15 protein-coding genes and 3 pseudogenes are annotated in these 20,273 nt (G+C 70.4%); 11 read left to right on the top strand and 7 right to left on the bottom strand.

The genetic code is table 11. The features are described 5' to 3' along the window. Nucleotides 1–188 precede the first annotated feature (188 nt). The gene (locus ACFLIM_RS41175; protein ID WP_393174560.1) at nt 189–737 is read right to left on the bottom strand and encodes a helix-turn-helix domain-containing protein; all 549 of its coding nucleotides are present in this window, start codon (nt 735–737) and stop codon (nt 189–191) included. Nucleotides 738–899: 162 nt separating this feature from the next. Here ACFLIM_RS41175 and ACFLIM_RS41170 point away from each other — a divergent pair, with 162 nt between their 5' ends. Genes ACFLIM_RS41170 through ACFLIM_RS41155 form a run of 4 tightly spaced genes read left to right on the top strand, consistent with a single transcriptional unit; the run spans nt 900 to nt 5,108 of the window. Beyond that, a complete protein-coding gene (locus ACFLIM_RS41170) occupies nt 900–2,762 on the top strand; it encodes a hypothetical protein (protein WP_393174558.1) in 1,863 nt (620 codons plus the stop codon). Further along, nucleotides 2,759–3,853, top strand: a complete 1,095-nt coding sequence (locus ACFLIM_RS41165; RefSeq protein ID WP_393174556.1) for a hypothetical protein — start codon at nt 2,759–2,761, stop codon at nt 3,851–3,853. Before ACFLIM_RS41170 ends, ACFLIM_RS41165 begins: the two co-directional genes overlap by 4 nt. Further along, complete coding sequence (locus ACFLIM_RS41160; RefSeq protein ID WP_393174554.1) at nt 3,828–4,610, top strand: SDR family NAD(P)-dependent oxidoreductase; 783 nt, start codon at nt 3,828–3,830, stop codon at nt 4,608–4,610. The genes ACFLIM_RS41165 and ACFLIM_RS41160 overlap by 26 nt, the downstream gene beginning before the upstream one ends. Nucleotides 4,611–4,643: 33 nt before the next feature. Continuing rightward, complete coding sequence (locus ACFLIM_RS41155; RefSeq protein WP_393174552.1) at nt 4,644–5,108, top strand: NUDIX hydrolase; 465 nt, start codon at nt 4,644–4,646, stop codon at nt 5,106–5,108. Nucleotides 5,109–5,279: 171 nt separating this feature from the next. On the opposite strand, the gene ACFLIM_RS41150 is transcribed toward ACFLIM_RS41155, so the two are convergent. Further along, nucleotides 5,280–5,921, bottom strand: coding sequence for a Tn3 family transposase (locus ACFLIM_RS41150; RefSeq protein ID WP_393174550.1), 642 nt, complete (start codon nt 5,919–5,921; stop codon nt 5,280–5,282). 277 nt (nt 5,922–6,198) lie between these two features. Between ACFLIM_RS41150 and ACFLIM_RS41145 the strand changes: the two genes are divergently transcribed. The 5 genes and pseudogenes from ACFLIM_RS41145 to ACFLIM_RS41125 all read left to right on the top strand — a co-directional run bounded on the left by ACFLIM_RS41145 (nt 6,199) and on the right by ACFLIM_RS41125 (nt 10,148). Beyond that, on the top strand, nt 6,199–6,603 hold the full coding sequence (locus ACFLIM_RS41145; RefSeq protein ID WP_393174548.1) for a YybH family protein: 405 nt from the start codon (nt 6,199–6,201) through the stop codon (nt 6,601–6,603). A 128-nt stretch (nt 6,604–6,731) separates the two neighbouring features. Then, on the top strand, nt 6,732–7,571 hold the full coding sequence (locus tag ACFLIM_RS41140; protein ID WP_393174546.1) for a helix-turn-helix domain-containing protein: 840 nt from the start codon (nt 6,732–6,734) through the stop codon (nt 7,569–7,571). A gap of 66 nt (nt 7,572–7,637) precedes the next feature. Beyond that, nucleotides 7,638–8,219 (top strand): dihydrofolate reductase family protein, encoded by a 582-nt coding sequence (locus tag ACFLIM_RS41135; RefSeq protein WP_393174544.1) that lies wholly within the window; start codon nt 7,638–7,640, stop codon nt 8,217–8,219. Nucleotides 8,220–8,482: 263 nt separating this feature from the next. Then, nucleotides 8,483–8,809, top strand: a pseudogene (locus ACFLIM_RS41130) (site-specific integrase); the annotation flags it as partial. Nucleotides 8,810–9,185: 376 nt separating this feature from the next. Next, on the top strand, nt 9,186–10,148 hold the full coding sequence (locus ACFLIM_RS41125; RefSeq protein ID WP_393174542.1) for a Tn3 family transposase: 963 nt from the start codon (nt 9,186–9,188) through the stop codon (nt 10,146–10,148). Nucleotides 10,149–10,255: 107 nt separating this feature from the next. Here ACFLIM_RS41125 and ACFLIM_RS41120 read toward each other — a convergent pair. The 4 genes and pseudogenes from ACFLIM_RS41120 to ACFLIM_RS41105 form a co-directional block, all read right to left on the bottom strand. After that, nucleotides 10,256–11,692, bottom strand: a pseudogene (locus tag ACFLIM_RS41120) (FAD-dependent monooxygenase); the annotation flags it as partial. A 50-nt stretch (nt 11,693–11,742) separates the two neighbouring features. Further along, complete coding sequence (gene sigJ / locus ACFLIM_RS41115) at nt 11,743–12,633, bottom strand: RNA polymerase sigma factor SigJ (RefSeq protein ID WP_393174540.1); 891 nt, start codon at nt 12,631–12,633, stop codon at nt 11,743–11,745. Continuing rightward, nucleotides 12,630–13,820: an NAD(P)/FAD-dependent oxidoreductase gene (locus ACFLIM_RS41110; RefSeq protein WP_393174538.1), complete on the bottom strand. Its 1,191-nt coding sequence runs from the start codon at nt 13,818–13,820 to the stop codon at nt 12,630–12,632. Before ACFLIM_RS41110 ends, sigJ begins: the two co-directional genes overlap by 4 nt. Nucleotides 13,821–13,953: 133 nt before the next feature. Continuing rightward, a pseudogene (locus ACFLIM_RS41105) lies at nt 13,954–14,637 on the bottom strand (TniQ family protein); the annotation flags it as partial. 74 nt (nt 14,638–14,711) lie between these two features. Between ACFLIM_RS41105 and ACFLIM_RS41100 the strand changes: the two are divergent. Beyond that, nucleotides 14,712–15,476 (top strand): class I SAM-dependent methyltransferase, encoded by a 765-nt coding sequence (locus ACFLIM_RS41100; RefSeq protein WP_393174536.1) that lies wholly within the window; start codon nt 14,712–14,714, stop codon nt 15,474–15,476. Between the two features lie 86 nt (nt 15,477–15,562). Here the strand turns inward: ACFLIM_RS41100 and ACFLIM_RS41095 are convergent, their stop codons facing one another. Continuing rightward, a complete protein-coding gene (locus ACFLIM_RS41095; RefSeq protein WP_393174534.1) occupies nt 15,563–17,095 on the bottom strand; it encodes an AMP-binding protein in 1,533 nt (510 codons plus the stop codon). Between the two features lie 211 nt (nt 17,096–17,306). Here ACFLIM_RS41095 and ACFLIM_RS41090 point away from each other — a divergent pair, with 211 nt between their 5' ends. Further along, entirely contained in the window at nt 17,307–20,207 is a 2,901-nt protein-coding gene (locus ACFLIM_RS41090) for a hypothetical protein (RefSeq protein ID WP_393174532.1), read from the top strand. The last annotated feature ends 66 nt before the right edge of the window (nt 20,208–20,273 follow it).

Raw genomic sequence — 20,273 nt, 5'->3', positions numbered from 1 at the left:
CGGTGCACTGACGCGCTGAGCTCGCCACCTGGCGCGCCACCGCCTCAGCGACCACTGCACCGTGTTCCTGCTGGCCTACGGCGCCATGACCGCCGTCACGCACATCGAGGCCCCCACTCGGGTCGGCGCCACCAGAGGCAAGGTAACTCTGTGTGACTGTCGTGACGCTGCGTGGTTTGCAGAAATACTCAGTTCTGCGACGGCATGGCGCCGTCCGTTCGATGTCCGATCGGGACAGGCCGGGAGTCGGCGGCCCCTGCGCCGTTCAGCAGGATGTCTTCGAGGCCGCGCAGGGAGATCTGGGGGCCTGGAGTGCGGGCAGCGGCAGAACCGCCGAGAGCGGCCGCGCCCGTGACGGCACCCAGACCGATCAGCAGTTCACGGCGTCGCACCGGATCATCGCCCCCTTCGCCACTCCTGTGATCCACCATAGGGGCCCCGGCGCCGGGTGTGGAGGCAATAGCGGGAGCGCCGTGTGGGGCCGGCGCGAGACCGAGCAGCTCCGGGGGAATGGACAGGGCCGTGGCGATGGAGTGCAGCACGGCGATGTCACGCAGCGGCTGCTTGCCCCGCTCCATCCGCGACAGGGCCGAAGCCGAATAGCCGCACATCTTGCCGAGCTGGGCGAGGGTGAGGTTTTCTGCACGCCGGTAGAACCTGATGATCGTCCCAGGGGTGGCGGTCTTCATCGTTGCGCGGGTCAGCGCTGTCCGCCAGATCGGATGTTCGGCATCCATGGTCCGTCCTCCGCAGGCTGCGCTTTCAGGGTGGCAGACAGGCTTGACATTTGCGAGGCATGCAAAACATTTGCGTGATCGCCCGCTGACCGCCCGCGACGGCTTCTTGGGGTGTCTCCTGGCCTTGACTCCCCGTCAAGACGTCACAGGAAAGGGAATCCCATGCCTATCCTGGCGATCAGCGGCCCGGACAACGTCGGGAAGACCTCCCAGATCCGGCTGCTCACCCGCCGCATCCCGGGATCATCGGACGCCGGTCGGCTCGATGACTTCGATCCTCGCTGGCAGCAGGCGCACGCCGGAGGGCTCGCCCACTGGTGGTTCACCGACGCGCCACTCGAAGAGGTCGCCGACGTGCTCGCCTGCTCCTACCTGGAGCGGGCGCGGCACGCTCACCGACGCGAGGGCCTGGTGCTGATGGACCGCGGACACTCCATGCTGGAGGCCAGCGTGGTGGCCACCGCCGCCGTACGGCTCGGCCTCGACCATGAGCACGCCGCCGACCACGCCCGGCGACTCCTGGCCCCCTACGACGGCGACCTCGGCCAGGCCTTCGCCGACATGGCGGAGATCATGCTGCTGCACGCCGATGACCCGGCCACGGGCGCCGCCCGCGCACTGTCCAGGGAACGCTCCACCACCGCCCGCTACCGCGCCTACCAGCACATGCTGAACCGCCACCTGCACCAGCGGCCACACCCCAGCAGCGCGACGATCGTGACCGGCACACAGCCGATCATCCAGGTCCAGCGCCAGCTGTGCCGACTGCTGCCCGACCACGGCATCGACGTGCTGCCGCCGACGATCTGCGGCGTGCACGTCATCGCCCTGGGCGGGCTGTCGGAGTGCGGCAAGAGCAGCGCCGGGGCCTATCTCGCCGAGCGTCACGGCAGCGCCCGACTGAAGATCGGCTACCTGCTGCAGGCGGCCGCCGCCCGGCACCAGATCGCCGACGTGTACGCGCTGCCTCCCCTGCTGGCCGCCGAGTTGCTCGTCGACGAGCTCGACCGGTACTGCGCGGCCCACCACTACCAGGAGATCGTCAGCATCGAGAGCCTGCACAGCCGGGATCTATGCGGTGCGCTCAAGCCGCTGCTCGGGGACGGCGTGACCGTCGCCTACCTGGATGCCGATCTGCGCGTGCGGCAGGAGCGCGGCACGGCCGGGCCGGGCGATGTGACCGAGCGCGACGCGGTCAAGCGATCCCGCGGCGCCGACCAGGTCAAGACGCTCGCCGACGTGGTCGTGGACAACAACGGCCCCCTGTACGCCTTGTACCACCGGCTGGACCGGCTGGTGCGCGAGCGGGCCTGGACGCTCGCCTCGCCGCGCCTGACCGGCATCGACGCGCTGGGGCTGCCCGACCACCTGACCGGTTTCCTGCGGGCCCTGACCGGTGAGCTCACCCCCGCCCTCGTGGATCTGGTCGCCGTCACCGGCAGCGCCTCACGGGGCGGCTACCACGACGGGTGGAGCGACCTGGACATCGTGCTGCTGGCCGACGGTGAACCCGACACGGCTGCGATCGGCGACGTCGTGGCCCGCCACGAACCCCGGCTCGATGGCGTCAAGCTGGGCCTGACCCTCATCAGCGCGGCCGAGTGCCGCGCGGGCGTGCTGCCGTCCCGGCTGCTGCACACGCTGGCCTCCATCACCGCCGGGACCACGCCGGTGCTGTGGCACTCACCCGGCCTGCGCCTGCCCCGACCCGCCCCCGCTACGGTGGCCGTGGCCAGCGCCGCCGACGCCACAGCGGCAGCCGTGCAGATCCGGCGGCTGCTCATTCGCCGGCCGCTGCAGGTGCGCAGCCTCTACAAGCAGACGGCCCTCCTCGCCAAGATCGTGCTCGGGGCCGAGGGGCAACACCACGTCGGCGACGCCGATGCCCTGGCCGCCTTTCTCACCTTGACCAGTCTCACCGCCCCCGCCGCCGAACTCCCCGGGCACACCAATCCGGAGACCGTCGCCGGTCTGGCCCGCCAGGTGCTCGGCTGGTGGCTGGCCAGCCTGCGGGAGGCCCGATGACCACCAGCCTCGCCCGCACTGTCACCAGCGACCGGCCCGAACTGGGCTGGCATCACCACGCCGACGGCACCTTTCGCAAGACCATGCCCCGGCCCCGGGCCGACACCGAACACCGCGGATGGCAGCAGTTGCGCGGCCTTCTGCCGATCCCCGACCTGCTGAGCCGACGCGACCTCGGCGACCGCTCCACCCTGATCTACCAGGACGTGTTCGCCCGTGGCCGCTGCCGGGGCCTGCTGGCCGACGTCATCACCGAGGCCGACGCCGACCCCTCCCAGACGCCGCGCGTGCGGGCGCTGGTCGACGCCGTATGCGACAACTGGCAGCTGGCCTATCAGCGCACCGGCCAGAAGGTGCCGCTGAGCGCGTGTGTCCCCGCCCTGTACGCCGGACGGCTGCGCCCGCGCGGGCGCCTGGACCGCTGGTACGGCAGCACCCGCCCGCTCACCGTGGCCACCCCCGGCCGCGGCTACAGCCTCGACCTGCCCGACCTGCTCGGCCGCCTGCGCACCATCCTCACCCCCGCCAGCCTGTGGCCCTCGGCGATCACCCAGGGCGATCCGACCGAACCCAACATCGCCTGCGACGAGCTGTGCTGGCTCGATTTCGAACACGCCGGACGCAACAGCATCGCCGGTGAGGCGGCCGTCATGTTCTGGTATCTGGCCGGGATGGGTGGCTGGCTGGTACCCGCCTACCAGCCGGCCACCTACGCCCGCACGGTGCATCGGCGCGCCGCCACCACCCGCCCGGCCCTACGCCATCTCCACATCGACGGCGACCATATCGAGGTGGACGCGGCCCTGACCGCCGGGCCAGGCAGGCGCGCCGCCCTGCAGACGCTCCTGGTGCGGCTCGACACCGACCTGGCCGACCGCCTGGCCCCGCCCGCACTCGACCCGCGAACCGCGCTGGGCCCGTGGCTGGCCCTGCGCATCCTCGGCGTCATCCCGCTGTCCAGCCTGTCCCGCGCCGACGCCGCCATCTGCCTGGCCCTACTCGGCCGCGCCCTCGACCCCGCCGTCAGCCTCAGCGACCTGATCACCGATGCTTCCGGGACCCCTCATGCCGCACACAACGCCGTTCGATAACCCCCTCGACCACAAGGTCGCCCTCGTCACCGGCGCCGCAACGGGGATCGGCGCGGCTATCGCCGTCGCCCTGGCCCGCTCCGGCGCCGACGTCGCGGTGGCCCACCCCGGCCACCAGGAATACGAAGCCGACCTCGTCATCGCCGCCATCACCAGGACAGAGCGCACCGGCATCACCGTCAAGGGGGACCTCACCCGCGCAGCCGACGTCACTACCATGACCGCCGACGTGGCTCACCGGCTCGGCCCGGTGGACGTCCTGGTCAACAACGCCGGCGATTATCCGCGCACCAGGTGGGCCGACCTCGACGAGGAGGCATGGGCCGTCGCTCTCGATCTCAACCTCACCGCCCACTACCGCATCACCCGGGCAATGACCGCGGATATGGCGGCCCGCGGCGGCGGCCGGATCATCAACATTGGCAGCATCACCGCCCGAAGCGGCCGGGCCGGGCTGGCCGCCTACGGCGTGGCCAAGGCCGGGCTGCACGGCCTGACCCGCGCGCTGGCCCGCGAACTCGGCGAACACGGCATCACCGTGAACACCGTGATACCCGGCCCCATCCAGGTCGATCGGGAAAACAAACTCCCGGCCAGCGACCGCACCCCTGTCGCGGCACAGATCGCCCGCCAATGCGTCCCCCGGCGCGGCCAACCACACGATGTCGCCGCCGCCGTCGTCTTCTTCGCCAGCCCCGAGGCCGCCTTCATCACCGGCCAATCCCTGCATGTCGACGGCGGCTGGCTACTTCACTGACCGCACGCCCCCAACCTTTGAGAGGATGTCCCCATGCGCGACCGAGTCCGCGCCATCCTGATCACAGATGATGGCCACCTGCTCACCATCAAACGGATCAAACCAGGCCAGAACCCGTACTGGGTGCTGCCGGGCGGCGGCATCGAAGCCGACGATGTCTCCCTGGAGGGGGCACTGCACCGCGAACTTCGTGAGGAGCTCGCGGGTGAGGCTGACATCCACGCCCTCGTGCACATCCTGGCGACCGCGGGCGGCCGGGAGCACTTCTTCCTCGCCCGCATCCAGCAGTGGAACTTCGCCAACCGGACCGGCCCCGAGTTCGCCGAAGCGGACCGCGGCCAGTACGTCCTGCAGCCCATCCCCCTCACCAACGAGGGCATCGGGTCCATCACGCTGCAGCCGCCGCAGATCGCCGACTTCCTTCGCTCGTGCCTGGCCCAGGCCGGGGATGTGTTCGCCCTGCCAGACTTGCGGACCGCAACAGCCAGATCGTTGTGAAGGCGCGGCCGTTGCGGCGGCGAAGACGACCACTGGCCGGCAACGACACGTCCTCATGCCTCACCTCAACTCTCCGAAGGCAGCTCAGCGGACGTCGGCCAGGCGAACCTCAGCTGCCGCCGCCCGGCAGGGCCTCAGGGCTCGGACCTGGTCCGAGGTCGAGCCGTTTGCTCATGTCGAGCTCATGTCGAGCTCGAACTTGCCGTACAGGTTCAGGTGGCTCCAGAAGAGGGCCGACAGGCCGCGCCGGTCGGCGTCGGTGAGCTTCTTCTGCCATCGGGGCTCGGCGAGGACGATCTGGACCATCCTGGTGTTCAGGTAGACGATCGCGGCCTGGACCAGGTGAATGGCCAGGGCGGAGACCTCGACGTGTTCGCGGTCGTCGCCGGTCAGATCACCAGCCTTACCGTAGAAAATGTCTTTATCGGCCGAATTCCAATTCTCCACCACGTTGAGGCCCTCGTGGATCTCGCGTCGTAGTTCTTCCTCGGCGAGGTAGTCGCAGATGAAGATCGTCCTGATCACCCGGCCGAGTTCCTCGATGGCCCGGTAGGTGGGGTGTTTGGGACCGCCACGGGTGAAGCGGCGCAGCATCTGGTGGGCCTCGGCGGTGCGCAGCCGCAGCGCGGTCGCGTATTTGATCATCTGGTCGTACTGGTTGGCGATCAGTTCCCAGTCGATGGTCTTGCCCGACAGGACATCCTCCAGCTGCGGCCAGGCCTCGCCCTCGCTCAGGCCCGGCCGGTACAGGCGATTCTGGCCGATATCGCGGGCGATGGGTTTGGATATTGGTGTCGTTAAGGTTGACTGCAACAGCCGAGCGCCTTTACAAAGTAGATTTCTGGGCCGAGCCGATGAGGAACCGAAATCGCCGGGCCTCCCGCACGAGCCTGCTCGATTCCTTGCCGGCCGCAACCTCCGGCAAGCTCCGCCCGTACCCCCGCGATCCTGGCTCCCAGTTCGACCACCGCGCCTTGGTCGTCCCCCGCCGGAACTCGCGCCTGAACAACCAGGCCATCACAGCCGCCGGATCGCCCAGGCAGGCGACACCCGTCACTAGGAGCCTCGGCTGTGATATGATCATTTTGTCATGAACAGTCATGACACATCGGAATCTCGCGTGGTTCTCGCTGGCGACCCCGACAGCCCCGCTGCACGCTTCGTGGTGGCTATGAACGCCGGTGACCCGCAAGCCGTCGATCACGTCTACGAGGACGACGGCATCCTCGTACCGGTGCCCGGCTATCCCGTCACCGGCCCCGCACGGCTCGCCGCCAACCAGCACCTGCAGAGCCTGGGCCTGCCGATCGAGGCGCGCCCCAGACACGTGTATGTCGCCGGGGACATCGCGCTGCTCATCGTGGACTGGTCGATACGCGGCACCGCACGCGACGGCAGCGCCGTCGACATGAGCGGCACCGCCACTGACGTCGTCAGACGCGGCCAGAACGGGCAGTGGCGGTACGTCATCGACAACCCCCACGGAACCGCCTGACATCCCCCGTCGGACTGACCGGGGGTCCGGGACGCCCAGACGGTCATACCTCTCGCCCGTTCCGGCGGCAGCGCGGCTGGACCATCCCGGCGCTCGATGCCCGGCGGGGCGTCGGCGATACTGTGGGCGTGGAGTACGTGTCCAGAGTGCCGCGACCGCCGCTGGACGGGCTGATCGACGACCTTTACTACCTGGAGGGTGCGCCGCCGTACGCCCGGCTGATGCTGCCGCCGATGCCGGCGGCGTTGCTCATCGTCAACCTCGGGGCGCCGTTCCGCATCCGCGCCGGCACCGACATCGAGACGGCCGAGTACGCCGACGGCTGCGTGGTCACCATGCCCACCCGCGCGTTGGAGTTCGGCTATCCGCCGGGGACCCGGTCCGTCGGCGTGCACGTCAAGCCGTGGGGGCTGGCGCCGTTCCTGCCGATGCCCGCGGCCGAGCTGTGTGACCGGCCGGTGACAGTGGAGCAGGTTTGGGGCCGGCCCGCCATTGCTGAGCTGCGGGACCGGCTGGCCACGGCGGCCGGGCCGTACGAGATGCTGACGCTGCTCGAGGAGGAGCTAATGCGACGGCTGTGCGAGACCGCCGGTCTGGGGCTGGTCCGCCATACGAGCAGCGTCATCGCGGCGACCAGCGGGGCGGTGGCGATCGGCGACCTGAGCGTGGCAGTCGGTGTCAGCAGCACTCATCTGGCGCAGCGGTTCAAGGAGCTCATCGGCGTCACGCCGAAGCGGCTGGCCCGCACCTACCGCTTCGCCGCCACCGTGTTCGCGATCAACCCCGCCGGACCGATCGACTGGGGCGACCTCGCCGGTGGCGCAGGCTACTTCGACCAGGCCCACTTCGGCCACGAGTTCCGGGCGTTCACCGGGCTCACGCCGACCCGGTACGTCGAAGTCCGGCGGCGGTTCCTGCGCGAACATCCCGGCCACGTTCTGGACGGCTGGCCGCTGCCGGCCGATTGATTTCTTACAAGAGCGACAGCTCACGACACGCTAATTTGGGGGCACCCCAAAGCAGAGGAGAGCCCCGTGGGCAAGGTGGTCATGTACAGCTCGGTGTCGGTGGACGGCTTCGTCGCGGACGAGAATGACCAGCCCGGACCGCTGTTCGACTGGTTGTCCAACGGTGACGTCCCATTGGACGAGAGCGGCGAGATGAAGGTGTCGCAGACGTCCTACGACTACACCCGGCCGTACTGGGACCAGATCGGAGTCACGATCGTCGGCCGCCACGTCTTCGACCTGACGGACGGCTGGGACGGGAAGCCTCCGGGCGGGATCGACCACGTGGTCGTCGTGTCGCACCGGCCGATGCCCGAGGGCTGGGACCCCGAGGCGCCGTTTCACTTCGTCGACGGCGTCGAGGCAGCCGTGGCCAAGGCGCAGGAGCTTGCGGGTGACCGCATGGTCGAGGTCGCCGCTGGCGACGTCGGTGGCCAGGTGCTTGCCGCGGGCCTGATCGACGAGGTGCGCATGGACGTCGTACCCGTCGTGTTCGGGTCCGGCAAGCGCTACTTCGGGTCGGTCCACGCGCAGCACCTGTTGGAGGATCCTGACGTGGTGATTCAGGGCAACCGGGTGCTTCACCTGCGCTATCGGGTGCGCCGTTGACCGATCTGAGCGGGTACGCGAAGAAGTCCACTGCGAACGGTGACACAAGATCGGGCCTCCGGCTGCGTTTGCGCATCGCTGTCCCTGGTCGGGCAGCCGACGCCGATCCGCCCCAGCACCTCACCTGCGGCAAGTTCAACTCAAGATCACTGGTTGCCGGTTTCCGTCGTATCTTGGCCGACCCCCGAACGGACTTGGCCTGAGCGTGGCCTCGGGACTTTGGGCCCGATCAACGCGCCGACGCCGCCCCCCCATCAGAGCTTCTGATATCTCTTCGCGCCCTGGACGCCCGCCAGCAGAAGCGCTACCTGCGCGCCGTCGAACGCCGCCCCCTCGCCCGCGACCGCGCCATCGGCCGGCTGCTGTTCTACTCCGGCGTCCGGATCGCCGAGCTCGTCGCTCTGGACGACGACGACGTCCCGCTCTCGGCGCGCAAAGGCAAGGTCATCGTCCGCTCCGGCAAGGGCGAGACCTCCCGCGAGATCCCGCTCCTGGACGGCACCGCGCGGACCTCCATCACCGAGTGGCGCACCGACCGCGCCTCCTGGCCCGGCGCCGACACCCCGGCGCTGTTCCTCAATCGCCGCGGCGGGCGTCTGTCGACCCGGGCGGTCGACCAGCTCATGGACGAACTCGCCACCGACGCCAGCGCGACCTCGGTGAAGACGGCCATCGACAAGCTGCTCTACCTGCGCAACAGGACGCCCACACGATGGATGTGTCGGCCCTGGCCGCCGAGCGACGCCGCTTTCTGGCCTCGGTGGGCCGCCGCTCGACCAACCAGGCGCTGGAACGCCGCGAGGAGCAGCGCCACTATTCACCCCCAGATGCTGGCGGCGATCGACTTCAAGGGCAGCACCGGCACCGCGGAGTTGATGGAGGCGGTGGCCATCTTGAAGCGGCTGAACGAGAGCGGCGGACGTAAAGTGCCCGAGGGCGCCCCGACCTCGTTCGTGCCGACCCGCTATGCCGGACGGCCAGCGATTCCCGGTCCGCGGCAAGAGCACGACCGCCCGGGACATGACCATCCACGGCGGCCAGGTGCTGTCGTCCTACACGCACGTGTCCGACCAGCACTCCACGTTCGGCACGAAGATCATCGTGCCGAACGCCCGTGAGGCGCACTTCGTGCTGGACGACTTCCTGGGCAACGCCACCGATCTGCCCCTGTTCGAGCACGCGACCGATACCCACGGCGGCACGTTGATCAACTTCGCGTTGTTCGACCTGGTGGGCAAGCTGCTCTCCCCGCGCATCCGCGACCTCGGTAAGATCACCCTGGTCCGGGACGACACGCCCACCGAGGTGGTCAAGCGCTATCCGCACGCGGGCCCGCTGCTGGGCGCCCGCTGGAACGAAGACCTCATCACCGAGTGCTGGCCGGACCTGCTGCGCATGGCCGGATCGCTGAAGTATGGCCAGGCCACCGCCTCGCTGGTGGTGGGCAAGTGGTCGGCCGCCTCCCGGCAGAACACCCTGGCCGCGGCGCTGAAGGAGTGGGGCATGCTGCGCCGCACGCTGCACGCGGCGAAGTATCTGTCGGACCCGGCCTACCGCAGGAAGATCGCCCGCCAGCTGAACAAAGGCGAGAGCCTGCACGCGCTGCGCCGCGACCTGCACTACGCCCACCAGGGCGCCATCACCAAGCCGGCCTTGGCCGACCAGACCGATCAGGCGTGGTGCCTGACCGTTCTGACCAACGCTGTCATCACCTGGACGACCGAGTACTACTCACTCGCTGTGCAGCAGCTGCGCGCGGCCGGCCGGGACGTTCCCGACGAGCTGCTGGCGCACATCTCCGCGGCGCACAGCGAGAACGTCAACTTCTTCGGCGTCATCACCGTGGACGTCGAGGCGGAGTTGGCCAAGCTGGACGGTGGCGGCTGGCGGCCGCTGCGCCCGGGCGTCACGGACGCGGCGCTGTCGTGATCGGGAGGTGGCTTGTCCCCGCAGAGTCGTGCTAGTCCGGGTTTTGCGTGGGCCGCAGGGGCGGGCCGGTGGCGTACCTGCGCACCGTGAAGACCAGCTGGGCCGAGCCACGTCGTGAGGGCGGCCCGGAGAGCGTCCAGGTCTGGCTGCTCGCCGGCGCGGGTGACCCAGGCGACGTGTCCGTCGGGACGGATGAGTACGGCGTCCGCGCCGAGGTCGGAGCCCTTCGCAGGACGGGCGCGGACGAGATCGACTCGGTCCGCCCAGCCGGTCACGACGGCAGCGAGCGGCGGGAGACCAACGAGATCCAGCAGAACCGCGCGAGCGCGGTGCAGCAGTTCGTAGACGCGACCGTGTTCGAGGTCGAGATCCGGCATCCGCATGCCGAGGAGGTCATCCGTCCCCTCCATCGGATACCTGATGTCGGTCGCCGTGATCATACCGGCCAGGCGCAGCCGTACCTCATCGATGCCGATGAGATCGCCCAGCACCTCGCGCAGAGCGGAGGTGTGATCGTCCACCCGCGTGAGTGCGGTCTGGGCGCGGGTGTTCTGCAGGACGCGGGCGGCGACCGGGTGGCGTTCGGCCTGGTAGGTGTCGAGCAACAGGTCCGGGGCTTGGCCGCGGACGACAGCGGCGAGCTTCCAGCCGAGGTTGACCGCGTCCTGCACGCCGGTGTTCAGGCCCTGACCGCCCGCCGGGAAGTGGATGTGCGCGGCGTCCCCAGCCAGGAGAACCCGGCCCTCGCGGCAACGGTCGGCCTGGCGCGCCGCGTCGCCATGCCGGGAGAGCCAGCGCGGCGAGTGCATCCCGTAATCCGTCCCAGCGATCTTGAGCAAGGCCTTGCGGAGGGTCTCCAGGGTCACCGGTTCGTCCCGGTCAGCGACGTGATCGAACTCGCCGGTCAGCACCCGGTACCAGTCCGGGCCGAACTTGAGGACCGAGAAGCTGCCGTGCTCGCGGCGCTCCTGAAAGATGTCGTCCGCGGGCGGCTCGGCGAGTTCGACGTCGCCGAGCATGGCGGTCATCGTAGCCGGTGTGCCGGGGAACTCGATGCCCGCGAGCCTGCGCACGGTGCTGCGGCCGCCGTCGCAACCGACGAGGTAGTCGGCCCGGACACGCGACCCGTCCGCGAGCTCCACCGTGACACCCGTTTCGTCCTGGGTGAACCCCGTCAGCTCTGCGCCGCGGCGCAGCCGTACCCCGGCCTCCGCCGCGTGCTCCCCCAGCAGCCGTTCCACCTCGTGCTGCGAGATGACGAGAACGTACGGATGCCGCGTCGTCATATCGGACAGGTCGAGCGGGAGGGCGGAGAAGTGCACGCCCGGCCTGCGCCCTCCGCGCTCGAGAAACCGGTCCAGGAGGCCCCGCTGATCGAGCGTCTCCATTGTGCGGATGTGCAGACCACTGGCCCGCGATTCCACCGTGCGAGGCTCCGGGAGACGCTCGAGCATGAGCACATCGACCCCGGCGAGCCGCAGCTCGCACGCGAGCATCAGCCCTGTCGGCCCCGCTCCGGCGATCACTACCTGTGTGTCGCTCATGGTTCAATTCCTTGTCATCGTTCAATCGGGGGACGCAGCGGCGAAGCCCTCTACCGGCTGATCTGGCGCGGAGCCGCCACCGCGAGGAGTTTGTCTGGGTTGCGGATGGCGTAGAAGTTGGTGATCTTCCCATCGGCGATCTCCATCAGGAAGACGCCCTTCTGACGCTCGCCGCTGAGTACCAGCGCGGGCATGTTGTTGCAGTTGACCATCTCGATCCGCAGGTCCGCCACCCGCTCCAGGCTGAACATGCTCATGAGGACCGCGGCCACCTTCTGCGCGCCCACCACCGGCCGGCGCGACGCGGTGGTCTTGCCACCGCTGTCGGCGGTCCAGGTGACATCCGGCGCGAGCAGCGAGAGCAGCCCTCCCAGGTCACCGGTGGCCGCCGCGGTAACGAACTGTTCGGTGATCTGCGCGGTCGTAGCGGCGTCGCCGGGCTCCAAGCGCTTGCGCCGCGCCTGTACGTGCTCGCGGGCGCGGTGCGCCACCTGGCGCGCCGTGGCCACGGATTTGCCCACCGCGAGGGCGATGTCGTCGTAGCCGAAGCCGAACACCTCGCGCAGCACGAACACCGCACGCTCATCGGGGGTGAGCGTTTCGAGCAGCACGAGCATCGCCATCGACACCGACTCGGCGAGCACCACATCGGCCGAGGCGTCCTTCTCCTCCAGCAGCAGCGGCTCGGGCAGCCACGGGCCGATGTAGTCCTCGCGACGGCGCGCGCTGGCCCGCAAGGCGTTGAGCGCCTGACGGGTCACCAGCCGTGCCAGATACGACTTGGTGTCCCGCACCGTCGCCAGGTCCACGTCGGCCCACCGCAGATAGCTGTCCTGCAGCACGTCGTCGGATTCGGTCACCGAGCCGAGGATCTCGTAGACGATCGTGAACAGCAGCGGCCGCAACAGGGTGAACCGCTCGGCATGCTCATCGGTGCTCATGAAGAGGTGACCACCCGCGCAGCGGAGGCCAACTGGCCGGGACGCGGGCCGCCCTTGAACCAACCCATCGAACCCGGCTCGCGGGCCTCGCGGCGGATCCTCTTGTCCACCACGAACTTGCAGGTCATCTCCTTGATCGCCGCGCCCATGCGGCCGCCGATGTAGACGTTCACCGCGGTGTCGTCCTTGCGGGCGATCTGCCGGATGCCGGCGTGCCGGCCGAGGCTGACGCACGCCCCCGACATGGCCACGTCGATCACCGCCGGTTCGGTCCCCGCGATGCGGCTCAGCACGGTGTCTGCGGCCTGCGCCCCGAGCGGCCCGGCGACGTACGTGCTCATCCGCAGCGGCTGACCCGACGGTGCGGCGGCGTCCCCGGCCGCGACGATGCGGTCGTCGTCGACGCTGGTCAGCGTCTCGTCGGTGAGCAGCCGACCGAGCGCGTCGGTGCGCAGCCCGCTCGCCGCCGCCAGCTCCGGCACACCGAAGCCGCCCGTCCAGATGGTCAGCGCGCTCATGCGCACCGCGCCGTCGGCGAGGACGACCGCGTCCGGCCGCACCTTGCTCACCACGGCGGCCTCGAGCACCACGACACCGTGCCGGGACAGCCACTTGGCGATGTATCGGCGACCAGATGCGCTGAACGTCGGTGCCAAGGCACGGCCACACACCAGCGTGACCCTGCGCCCTTGCTCGGCCAGCTCGGCGGCCGTCTCGATGCCGGTCAATCCGCCGCCGACCACGGTGACCACAGCATCGAGGGGCAATTCCTCCAGCCCGGCGCGCAGCCGCTGCGCGTACTCGAATTCGGCGATGTCGAAGGCAAATTCGGCCGCACCGGGCACCGATGACGGGACGGCCCTGGTGCTGCCGACCGCGTAGATGACGTAGTCATAGTCCAAGGTACGGCCCGACGCCAGCCGCACCGTGCGGGCGGCGGTGTCGATGCGCGTGGCACTGTCGACGACCAGGTGGATGCCCTCGCCGAGCAACGTGCCGTAGTCAATCGTGGCATCGCCGGTACGGGCCACAAACTGGTGCAGCCGGATGCGTTCGACAAACTTCGGGCGCGGGTTGACCAGGCTGATGTCGACGTCGGCGCGCATCCGCAGACGATTGGCCGCGAGCGTTCCGGCGTAACCGCCACCGATGACCACGACCTTGTGAAGTGTGTTGTGTTCCGTCATGCCCCCAAGACACCACGGATCGCTGAGACGTGACATCACGCGACGTGACACGCGTCACTCCACTCGAGAGCGCGGGGTACACGTGGCCGAAGCCTTCGGACCACCCTGGCTGTGGCACAGCCAGCCGCCGGGACACCTCGACCGCGGCCCGCATGACGTGCGCCGCCGTCTCCACTGGGATCTCCCCCAGGTCCCGGTGGTGCGCTCGCGGGACGACCAGCGCGTGACCCCTGGTGGCCTGGGAGAGGTTAAGGAAGGCGATTGCGTGCTCGTCCTCGTGGATGGTCTGCGAGGGCTCAGTGCCGGCGACGATGCGGCAGAAGATGCAGCTCATGAGCGGCATGATCACAACGCACCCGCCCGGCTCGCAAAGGCGTGATTCCGGAGGCGGATGCCGCAGCCCAATGTCTGCATGCCACGGGGGATGGAGGCCAGGTCCCTCCGTAAGAGACACCCGGCAGTGCACCGGATGCAAGGTGGCATCCCTGGCTTTGACGATCAGGCGGCCAAGGTCACGTTGCCGAGGGTGATTGGCGGGACACCCCTGCTGCAAAAATGCCTGGTGGTCGGGGCAGGCGAAGACGATGGGCAGGTGCCAGACCCGCTTCCACGGACCGTCGTAACGTTGCTGAATAGGGGTGCCGTCACCAGCGAGGCATTGAGGGCAGTGACGAGGGGTGGCAGTGAACAGCCAATCGTCAGGCCTAGGTCGCCGGCGGTCCATCGTGGGCAGTGAGCGAGCAATGGGCGGATACCGATCCTGCCATGAGATGAGGGCGAGGTCGGCGGCTTCGTCCGTGGTCAGCCGCGTCGCCAGCGCGAAGACATCGGTATCAAAATCGAGCAGGTGTCGGCGTCCGATGTCATGACCGCCGAGACTACTGGGCCAAAATGGTCCGCATGCCTACCATGCCCGAAGATCACGTTGAGACCGCACATCCGTCCCTATTCAACGACTATGACCGTCTCGCCGAGGGGTATGCGGCCGAGAACGAGGCCAGCCTGCTGAACGCGTACTACGAGCGGCCCGCGATGCTGGAGCTTGCCGGGGACGTGACCGGCCGGCGGATCCTCGACGCCGGCTGCGGCTCGGGTCCCCTGTTCTCCGCGCTGCGCGATCGAGGCGCCATCGTGACCGGCATCGACGCGAGTGCCGGGATGCTGGAGCTGGCCCGACGGCGGCTGGGCACCGACGCGGACCTGCGGGTCGCCGACCTGGCCAGCCCGCTGCTCTTTCCCGACGGCGCGTTCGACGACGTCATCGCGTCCCTGGTGCTGCACTACCTGGAAGACTGGGGACCGACGCTGGCCGAACTGCGACGCGTGCTGAGGCCTGGCGGCCGACTCCTCGTCTCGGTCGAGCATCCTTTCGCCATCACCCTCATGCGTCGCTTGGCCGGGGACAAGACCAACTATTTCGAGACCCGTAACCGGACCGAAGAATGGACCATGGGTGGGCAGACTGCCCAGATGAGCTTCTGGGACCGGCCGCTGCACGCGATGACCGACGCCTTCACCGCGGCTGGCTTTCGCATCAGCGTCATCAGCGAACCGCCGGCTGTGCCGGAGGCCCGCGATTTGTTCCCCGAGGTATTCCGCGAGCGCACCGGCACGAGCTTCCTGGGCTTCCTGTTCTTCGTTCTAGACGCCGACTAAGGGGGCCTCGTAACAATCAATTGTGGTGACTAAGCGTTTCAGCGGGCGATTCCCGCCAACTGAAGCGCTCAGTCACAACAGCTCGGTTACTGGGACACCAGCTTGATGCGGTCCACCTTGCCGGTCTGGTTTCGCGGCACCGACGGCACGAACTCGACGTCGCGCGGCACCTTGAACCCGGCCAGCTCCCCCTTCACGGCCTGCCTGAGCTCCTCGGCCGACAGCGTGGCGCCTTCCTCGGGGACCACGTAGGCCGCCAGGCGCTGGCCGTACTCCTCGTCGGGCACGCCCAGCACGGCCACGTCGGCGACGCCCGGGTGGCGGGCCAGGAGGTTCTCGACCTCCTGCGGGAAGACGTTCTCACCGCCTGAGACGATCATGTCGTCGTCGCGGCCGTCGATGAACAGCAGCCCCCGGCCGTCCCGGTGCCCGAGGTCGCCGGTACTCAACAAGCCCGTACCGGCCTGCGTCAGCCCGCCGCCGACGAGCACCCGCCCGACCTCCCCGGTCGGCTGCTCCTCGCCGTACGGGCCCGCGATCCGGACGGTGGTGCCGCGTGGCGGGCGGCCGACGGTGTCCGGGGCGGCACGCAGGTCGGCGGGCGTGGCGAGCGCGGCCCAGCCGGCCTCCGTGGAGCCGTAGAGGTTGTAGAGCACGTCGCCGTAGGTGTCCAGGAACGCGGTGGCCAGCTCGGGCCGCAGCGCGGAGCCGCCGGAGACCACCACCCGCAGGTCCGGCAGGCCGCGAGGCCGGCGAGCCAGCAGGCGCTGCAACATGATCGGCACAGCTACCAGCGCCCCCGCCCGGTTCGTGGCCAGCGCGTCGAGCACGGCCTCGGGGTCGAAGCGGCGCATGAGGACGACCGGGCAGCCGAGAACGAGCGCGACGCCGTACCAGAGCAGTCCGAGACCGTGGAACAGCGGCGGGGCGATGAGCATCGGCTCCCCGGAGCGCACGGGCACGGTGGCGAGCATCGAGACGAACGGCTCGGCCAGCGCGGCCAGCGACAACCGCCGGGGTGCGCCCTTGGGCGCGCCGGTCGTGCCGGACGTGAGCAGCACCAGCCGCCCGGGCCGCCGCGGCACCGGAGCGGCCGCCGCCCCGTCTCGCACCAGTTCGTCCAGGTCGCCGACGCGGGGGCCGTCGAACTCCACGGGCGGCAGGTCCGGCGCGGCGATGAGCGCCTGCACGCCCTCGCGCCGCAACACGCCACGCAGCCGGGGCCCGGCCAGCCCGGTGTTGAGCGGCAGCAGGTCCGCGCCCAGCCGGGACACGGCCGCGACGGCCTCGACGAACCCGCGGTGGTTCGGCCACATGACCGCCACCGTCGTACGCGGCCCCACACCGAGCCGCTGGTGCAGTCCCGCGGCCAGGGCGGCGGCCCGCTCGTCCAGTTCGGCGAACGTCAGCGACCCGTCCTCGTCCACGACGGCCTCGCGGTCCGGCCAGCGCGCCGCCGCGACGGCCACCCCGGCGGCGGGGGTGGCGTCGAAATGCCGGTACGCCTCCACCACCCGCGCCAGCACGGCCGGGTGCGCCGGCCGCAGCAGCCCATTACGGGTGAGCGTCGCGGCGGCCTCCACCCCAAAGCCACCCAGCTCGATCAGCCTTCCGATCATCGGCGTACCAGGCCTTTCTCAAGGGTGGAGGTACGCGTACCCACCCATGCCGGCCTGGAACCTGCCGCGTCACTGCCGGCCGGGGCGGGGCCCGCCACCGTGAGGCCGTCACCGGGCATCGCCCGCCGGCCCACGACCGTGCATGTTCGGCGTCACCGACGGGATATCGGTTGCCTAGCGGGGGCGCGAGCCCGGATCATGGAGCATTGTGGTGCGGCTGGCATATGGGGTGGTGACAGGGCGCGATCAGCAGGTCTGGGACGCGCGGGGACAGCTCGTGCCCGGCAACCGCAGAAGACCGGCGCCCGGCGCGCCTGTCGTGGTCGGTCCCGCCGGCGCCGATCCCCGACCCGCCATGGCGGCGCTGGCCAAGCTGATCGCCGGCGGCAGCGCCGGAGTGGCGGCTGCGGGCGCCGGCGTCGAGTTGTGTCCCGGGTTCGTGTCCGCACGCCTGGACGGGGTGCGGGGCGACCGGCGGGACGCCGTGCTGGCCGCGATCCAGGTGCTGGGGCTGGACGGCCTGCACCGGCTGGGCGACCGGGCGGGGGTGCTGGTGGCGTTGTTCGGCACGCAGGCGACCAAGCCGGTCGCCGCCGCGGCGAGCCGGGCCATCGGCGACGGGCGGTGGGCGGCCCTCCAACTGGCGTCGGCGGCGAGCGGCCTGCTGGGCTCCGAGCAGGTCGAACGCCTGCTGCACCTGGGCACGCCCGACCCGGCACCACAGGCAGCCGATGCCACGTCCTCCGGCGATCCGGCGCCACCGTCTTTGTCGCAGGTCGATCCGGCGCCCTGGGCCCTGGCTTCCGTCATGGCCGACCATCTCGCCCAGGTGCTCGGGCCGTTCCCCCAGCGACGGCGGCTCGGTCTGCTGCTCGACCTGTGGGAGCGGGTGGCCGGGCGCCAGGAGGCGGTCAGGCGCAGGCAGCGGCTCCTGGCGACCCAGGGCAGGCAGAGCAGGCTGGAGGAGCTGACCAAGCGGTACGCCCACCACGAGGACGAGTTCCTGCTCCAACGGGTCAGGTCGGACGTGGGCCACGAGCCGTCGGTCGCCGAGGCCGCCCGCTGGTTCCCGAAACCCTGGCACTGGACGCTCCTCATGAACCGCGCCATGCGCAACGCCATGGCCGCCACCGTCCTGCTGCGTACCGCGGTGGCCGTGGCCGACCACGGCGTCAGGGGCGGCATCGAACGCTGCGCGGACCAGCTCGTCGCGGCCGCCGCCCTCATGGAGCCCCACGAGGCGGGCAGCGCCGCACGCCGGGTCCCCGGGCTCGCCGGGCTCCCGGCCCGCCCAGGGTGCTACGTCAGGGACCTGGCCGCGAGGCGGGCGGCCCCCTCCGAGCCGTACGTCAGGCAGCGCCTGGCCAGGGCCGCCGAATACGCGCAGGTCGTCATGGACGCCGTCACCGACCTCATCCTGGAGGGCGACGAGCAGCTGAGCGGCTGGTCGGAGGGCGGGTTGCCGGAGTGGCGCGCCGCCGTCGGGTACACCTCCCAGCGCGCCCCCGCCGACTGGTCCCAGCAGCCGGTCGCCGCCCAGGAGCCGCCGCTCGCCGACCGGCTGGGCGCAGCGCCAGAGGAGGTGGAGCCGGAGGAGGTGGAGACGGTGGGCGACCTGCTCTGGTACGCCGAGCTCGCCGACGCCCTCGCCCAGCTTCACGGCCACGAGTCCGCCACCGTCGAGTACGGCCCCGCCTTCCCAGCCGCCGACTGGGATCCCCAGGAGGACGAGTCACTCGTGCCCCGGCTGGATTCGATCCCCTCGGCCCTGGCCGGCGCGGCGCAGCTCGTCTCGCTCGGCAGCCGCGCGCCGCGTCAGTGCCGTACCTGGCAGGAGCTGGCCACCGGGCTCGCCGAAGGCCTGGAGATCACGCAGGCGCTGACCTCGGCGTTCCGGCTGCCCGAGCCGCTGGCCGCGGTGGACGGGACACTCGTTCCGGGTACGGAGGCGCGCCTGGAGTGCGCCCGCCATCCGCGCACGCTGGCCCAGTGGTCGGCGTACATGGGCAACTGCATCGCCGGGCCCTACTACGTCGAGCAGGCCGCGAAGGGCACGTGCGGCCTGGCGGCGCTGCGCGACCCGAACGGCAGGATCCTGGCCAACGTCGAGCTCCGGCACCGGCGCCAGGGCTGGCAGATCGTCGAGTTCCGGGCCAGGTTCAACGCGGATCCCGACCCGGGGCTGAGGGACCGGGTGGTCCGCTGGGTGGCCACCCTGCCGCCGCCCCCGCCCGCCGAGCCGCCGCCCTCCCCCGAGCCGTCCGTACGAGAGCGCCTCCCGGCACCTCGCCGTCACACCGATCGAACGTTCCGTGAGGTTAGCGGCCCGCTGGCGGAGCTGGCGGAACGCGCCCTGGCCCACCCGTCCACCGTGAACGCCCTGCGCACCCTGGAGTCCATGTACCACGGCTCCGGCGCGGAGGTCCTGACGGCGTTGCGCAGGCTGTCCGCCGATCGGATCGAGCGCGCCTGCCGGGACGCCCTGCCCGTGACGGGCCTGGCGGGACTGTGGCAGGCCACCCAAGTGCGCCCGCTCGACCACGCGCTCGCCGGTCTGGAACCCGAGCTCGCCGCCAGGTTCGACCACCTCGGCCTGCTGCCGGCCGACGCGCCGCTGCCGGGTTCGTTACGCAAGCTCGCCCGTCACGCGTCCATCGCGCCCGCCCGCTCGATGGAGCTGGTGGCGCGCCGGATCCGCGCCGCGCTCGGGCGCCTCGCCCGCACCGCCGACCCCGTGCTCGCACAGCAGGTCGCCCGCCACCCGGACACGGAGGTGCTCTGCTCACTCGTCATCGCGGTCACCTCCTGGCCAGCCGAATCGCCCGGACCGTCTGGGCCGCTGACGGTTCCGGTGACCGAGCCGGGCAAGGTGGTCGTACCCGGCTTTCCCCGTTCGGACCTGGAGGATCCCGACGGGCCGTGGCAGCGTGCGATGCCCGGGGCCGGGGAGCTGGGCGCCGACCTCGACGCGTTCTGGGAGCGGGTCGCGACCGACGGGCTCCGGGTCCCGGGCGCGTGGCTGGGCAACGGCGGCTGGTCGGCACTGTGGCAACGCGCGGCCCGCCACGCCCGCCCGTCGCGCCAGCGAGCACGCGCGGGCGCCACCCGGTGAGACCTGACGAGGGTCCGGACGCGTCCGGACCCGTCCCGTGAGCGTCCGGCCGGGCGTCCTAATCTG

Origin of the sequence: Nonomuraea marmarensis (assembly GCF_043197025.1) — a bacterium.
Taxonomy (GTDB): domain Bacteria; phylum Actinomycetota; class Actinomycetes; order Streptosporangiales; family Streptosporangiaceae; genus Nonomuraea; species Nonomuraea marmarensis.
Note: the sequence above shows the minus strand (reverse complement) of the source record. Positions and strands in the feature narration are given on the sequence as shown.

Coding starts and splice junctions, on each gene's coding strand:
- ACFLIM_RS41110 (WP_393174538.1), bottom strand. CDS start 13,820: ATGACGGAACACAACACACTTCACAAGGTCGTGGTCATCGGTGGCGGT.
- ACFLIM_RS41100 (WP_393174536.1), top strand. CDS start 14,712: ATGGTCCGCATGCCTACCATGCCCGAAGATCACGTTGAGACCGCACAT.
- ACFLIM_RS41145 (WP_393174548.1), top strand. CDS start 6,199: ATGAACAGTCATGACACATCGGAATCTCGCGTGGTTCTCGCTGGCGAC.
- ACFLIM_RS41155 (WP_393174552.1), top strand. CDS start 4,644: ATGCGCGACCGAGTCCGCGCCATCCTGATCACAGATGATGGCCACCTG.
- ACFLIM_RS41170 (WP_393174558.1), top strand. CDS start 900: ATGCCTATCCTGGCGATCAGCGGCCCGGACAACGTCGGGAAGACCTCC.
- ACFLIM_RS41125 (WP_393174542.1), top strand. CDS start 9,186: ATGCCGGACGGCCAGCGATTCCCGGTCCGCGGCAAGAGCACGACCGCC.
- sigJ (WP_393174540.1), bottom strand. CDS start 12,633: ATGAGCACCGATGAGCATGCCGAGCGGTTCACCCTGTTGCGGCCGCTG.
- ACFLIM_RS41095 (WP_393174534.1), bottom strand. CDS start 17,095: ATGATCGGAAGGCTGATCGAGCTGGGTGGCTTTGGGGTGGAGGCCGCC.
- ACFLIM_RS41160 (WP_393174554.1), top strand. CDS start 3,828: ATGCCGCACACAACGCCGTTCGATAACCCCCTCGACCACAAGGTCGCC.
- ACFLIM_RS41165 (WP_393174556.1), top strand. CDS start 2,759: ATGACCACCAGCCTCGCCCGCACTGTCACCAGCGACCGGCCCGAACTG.
- ACFLIM_RS41175 (WP_393174560.1), bottom strand. CDS start 737: ATGGATGCCGAACATCCGATCTGGCGGACAGCGCTGACCCGCGCAACG.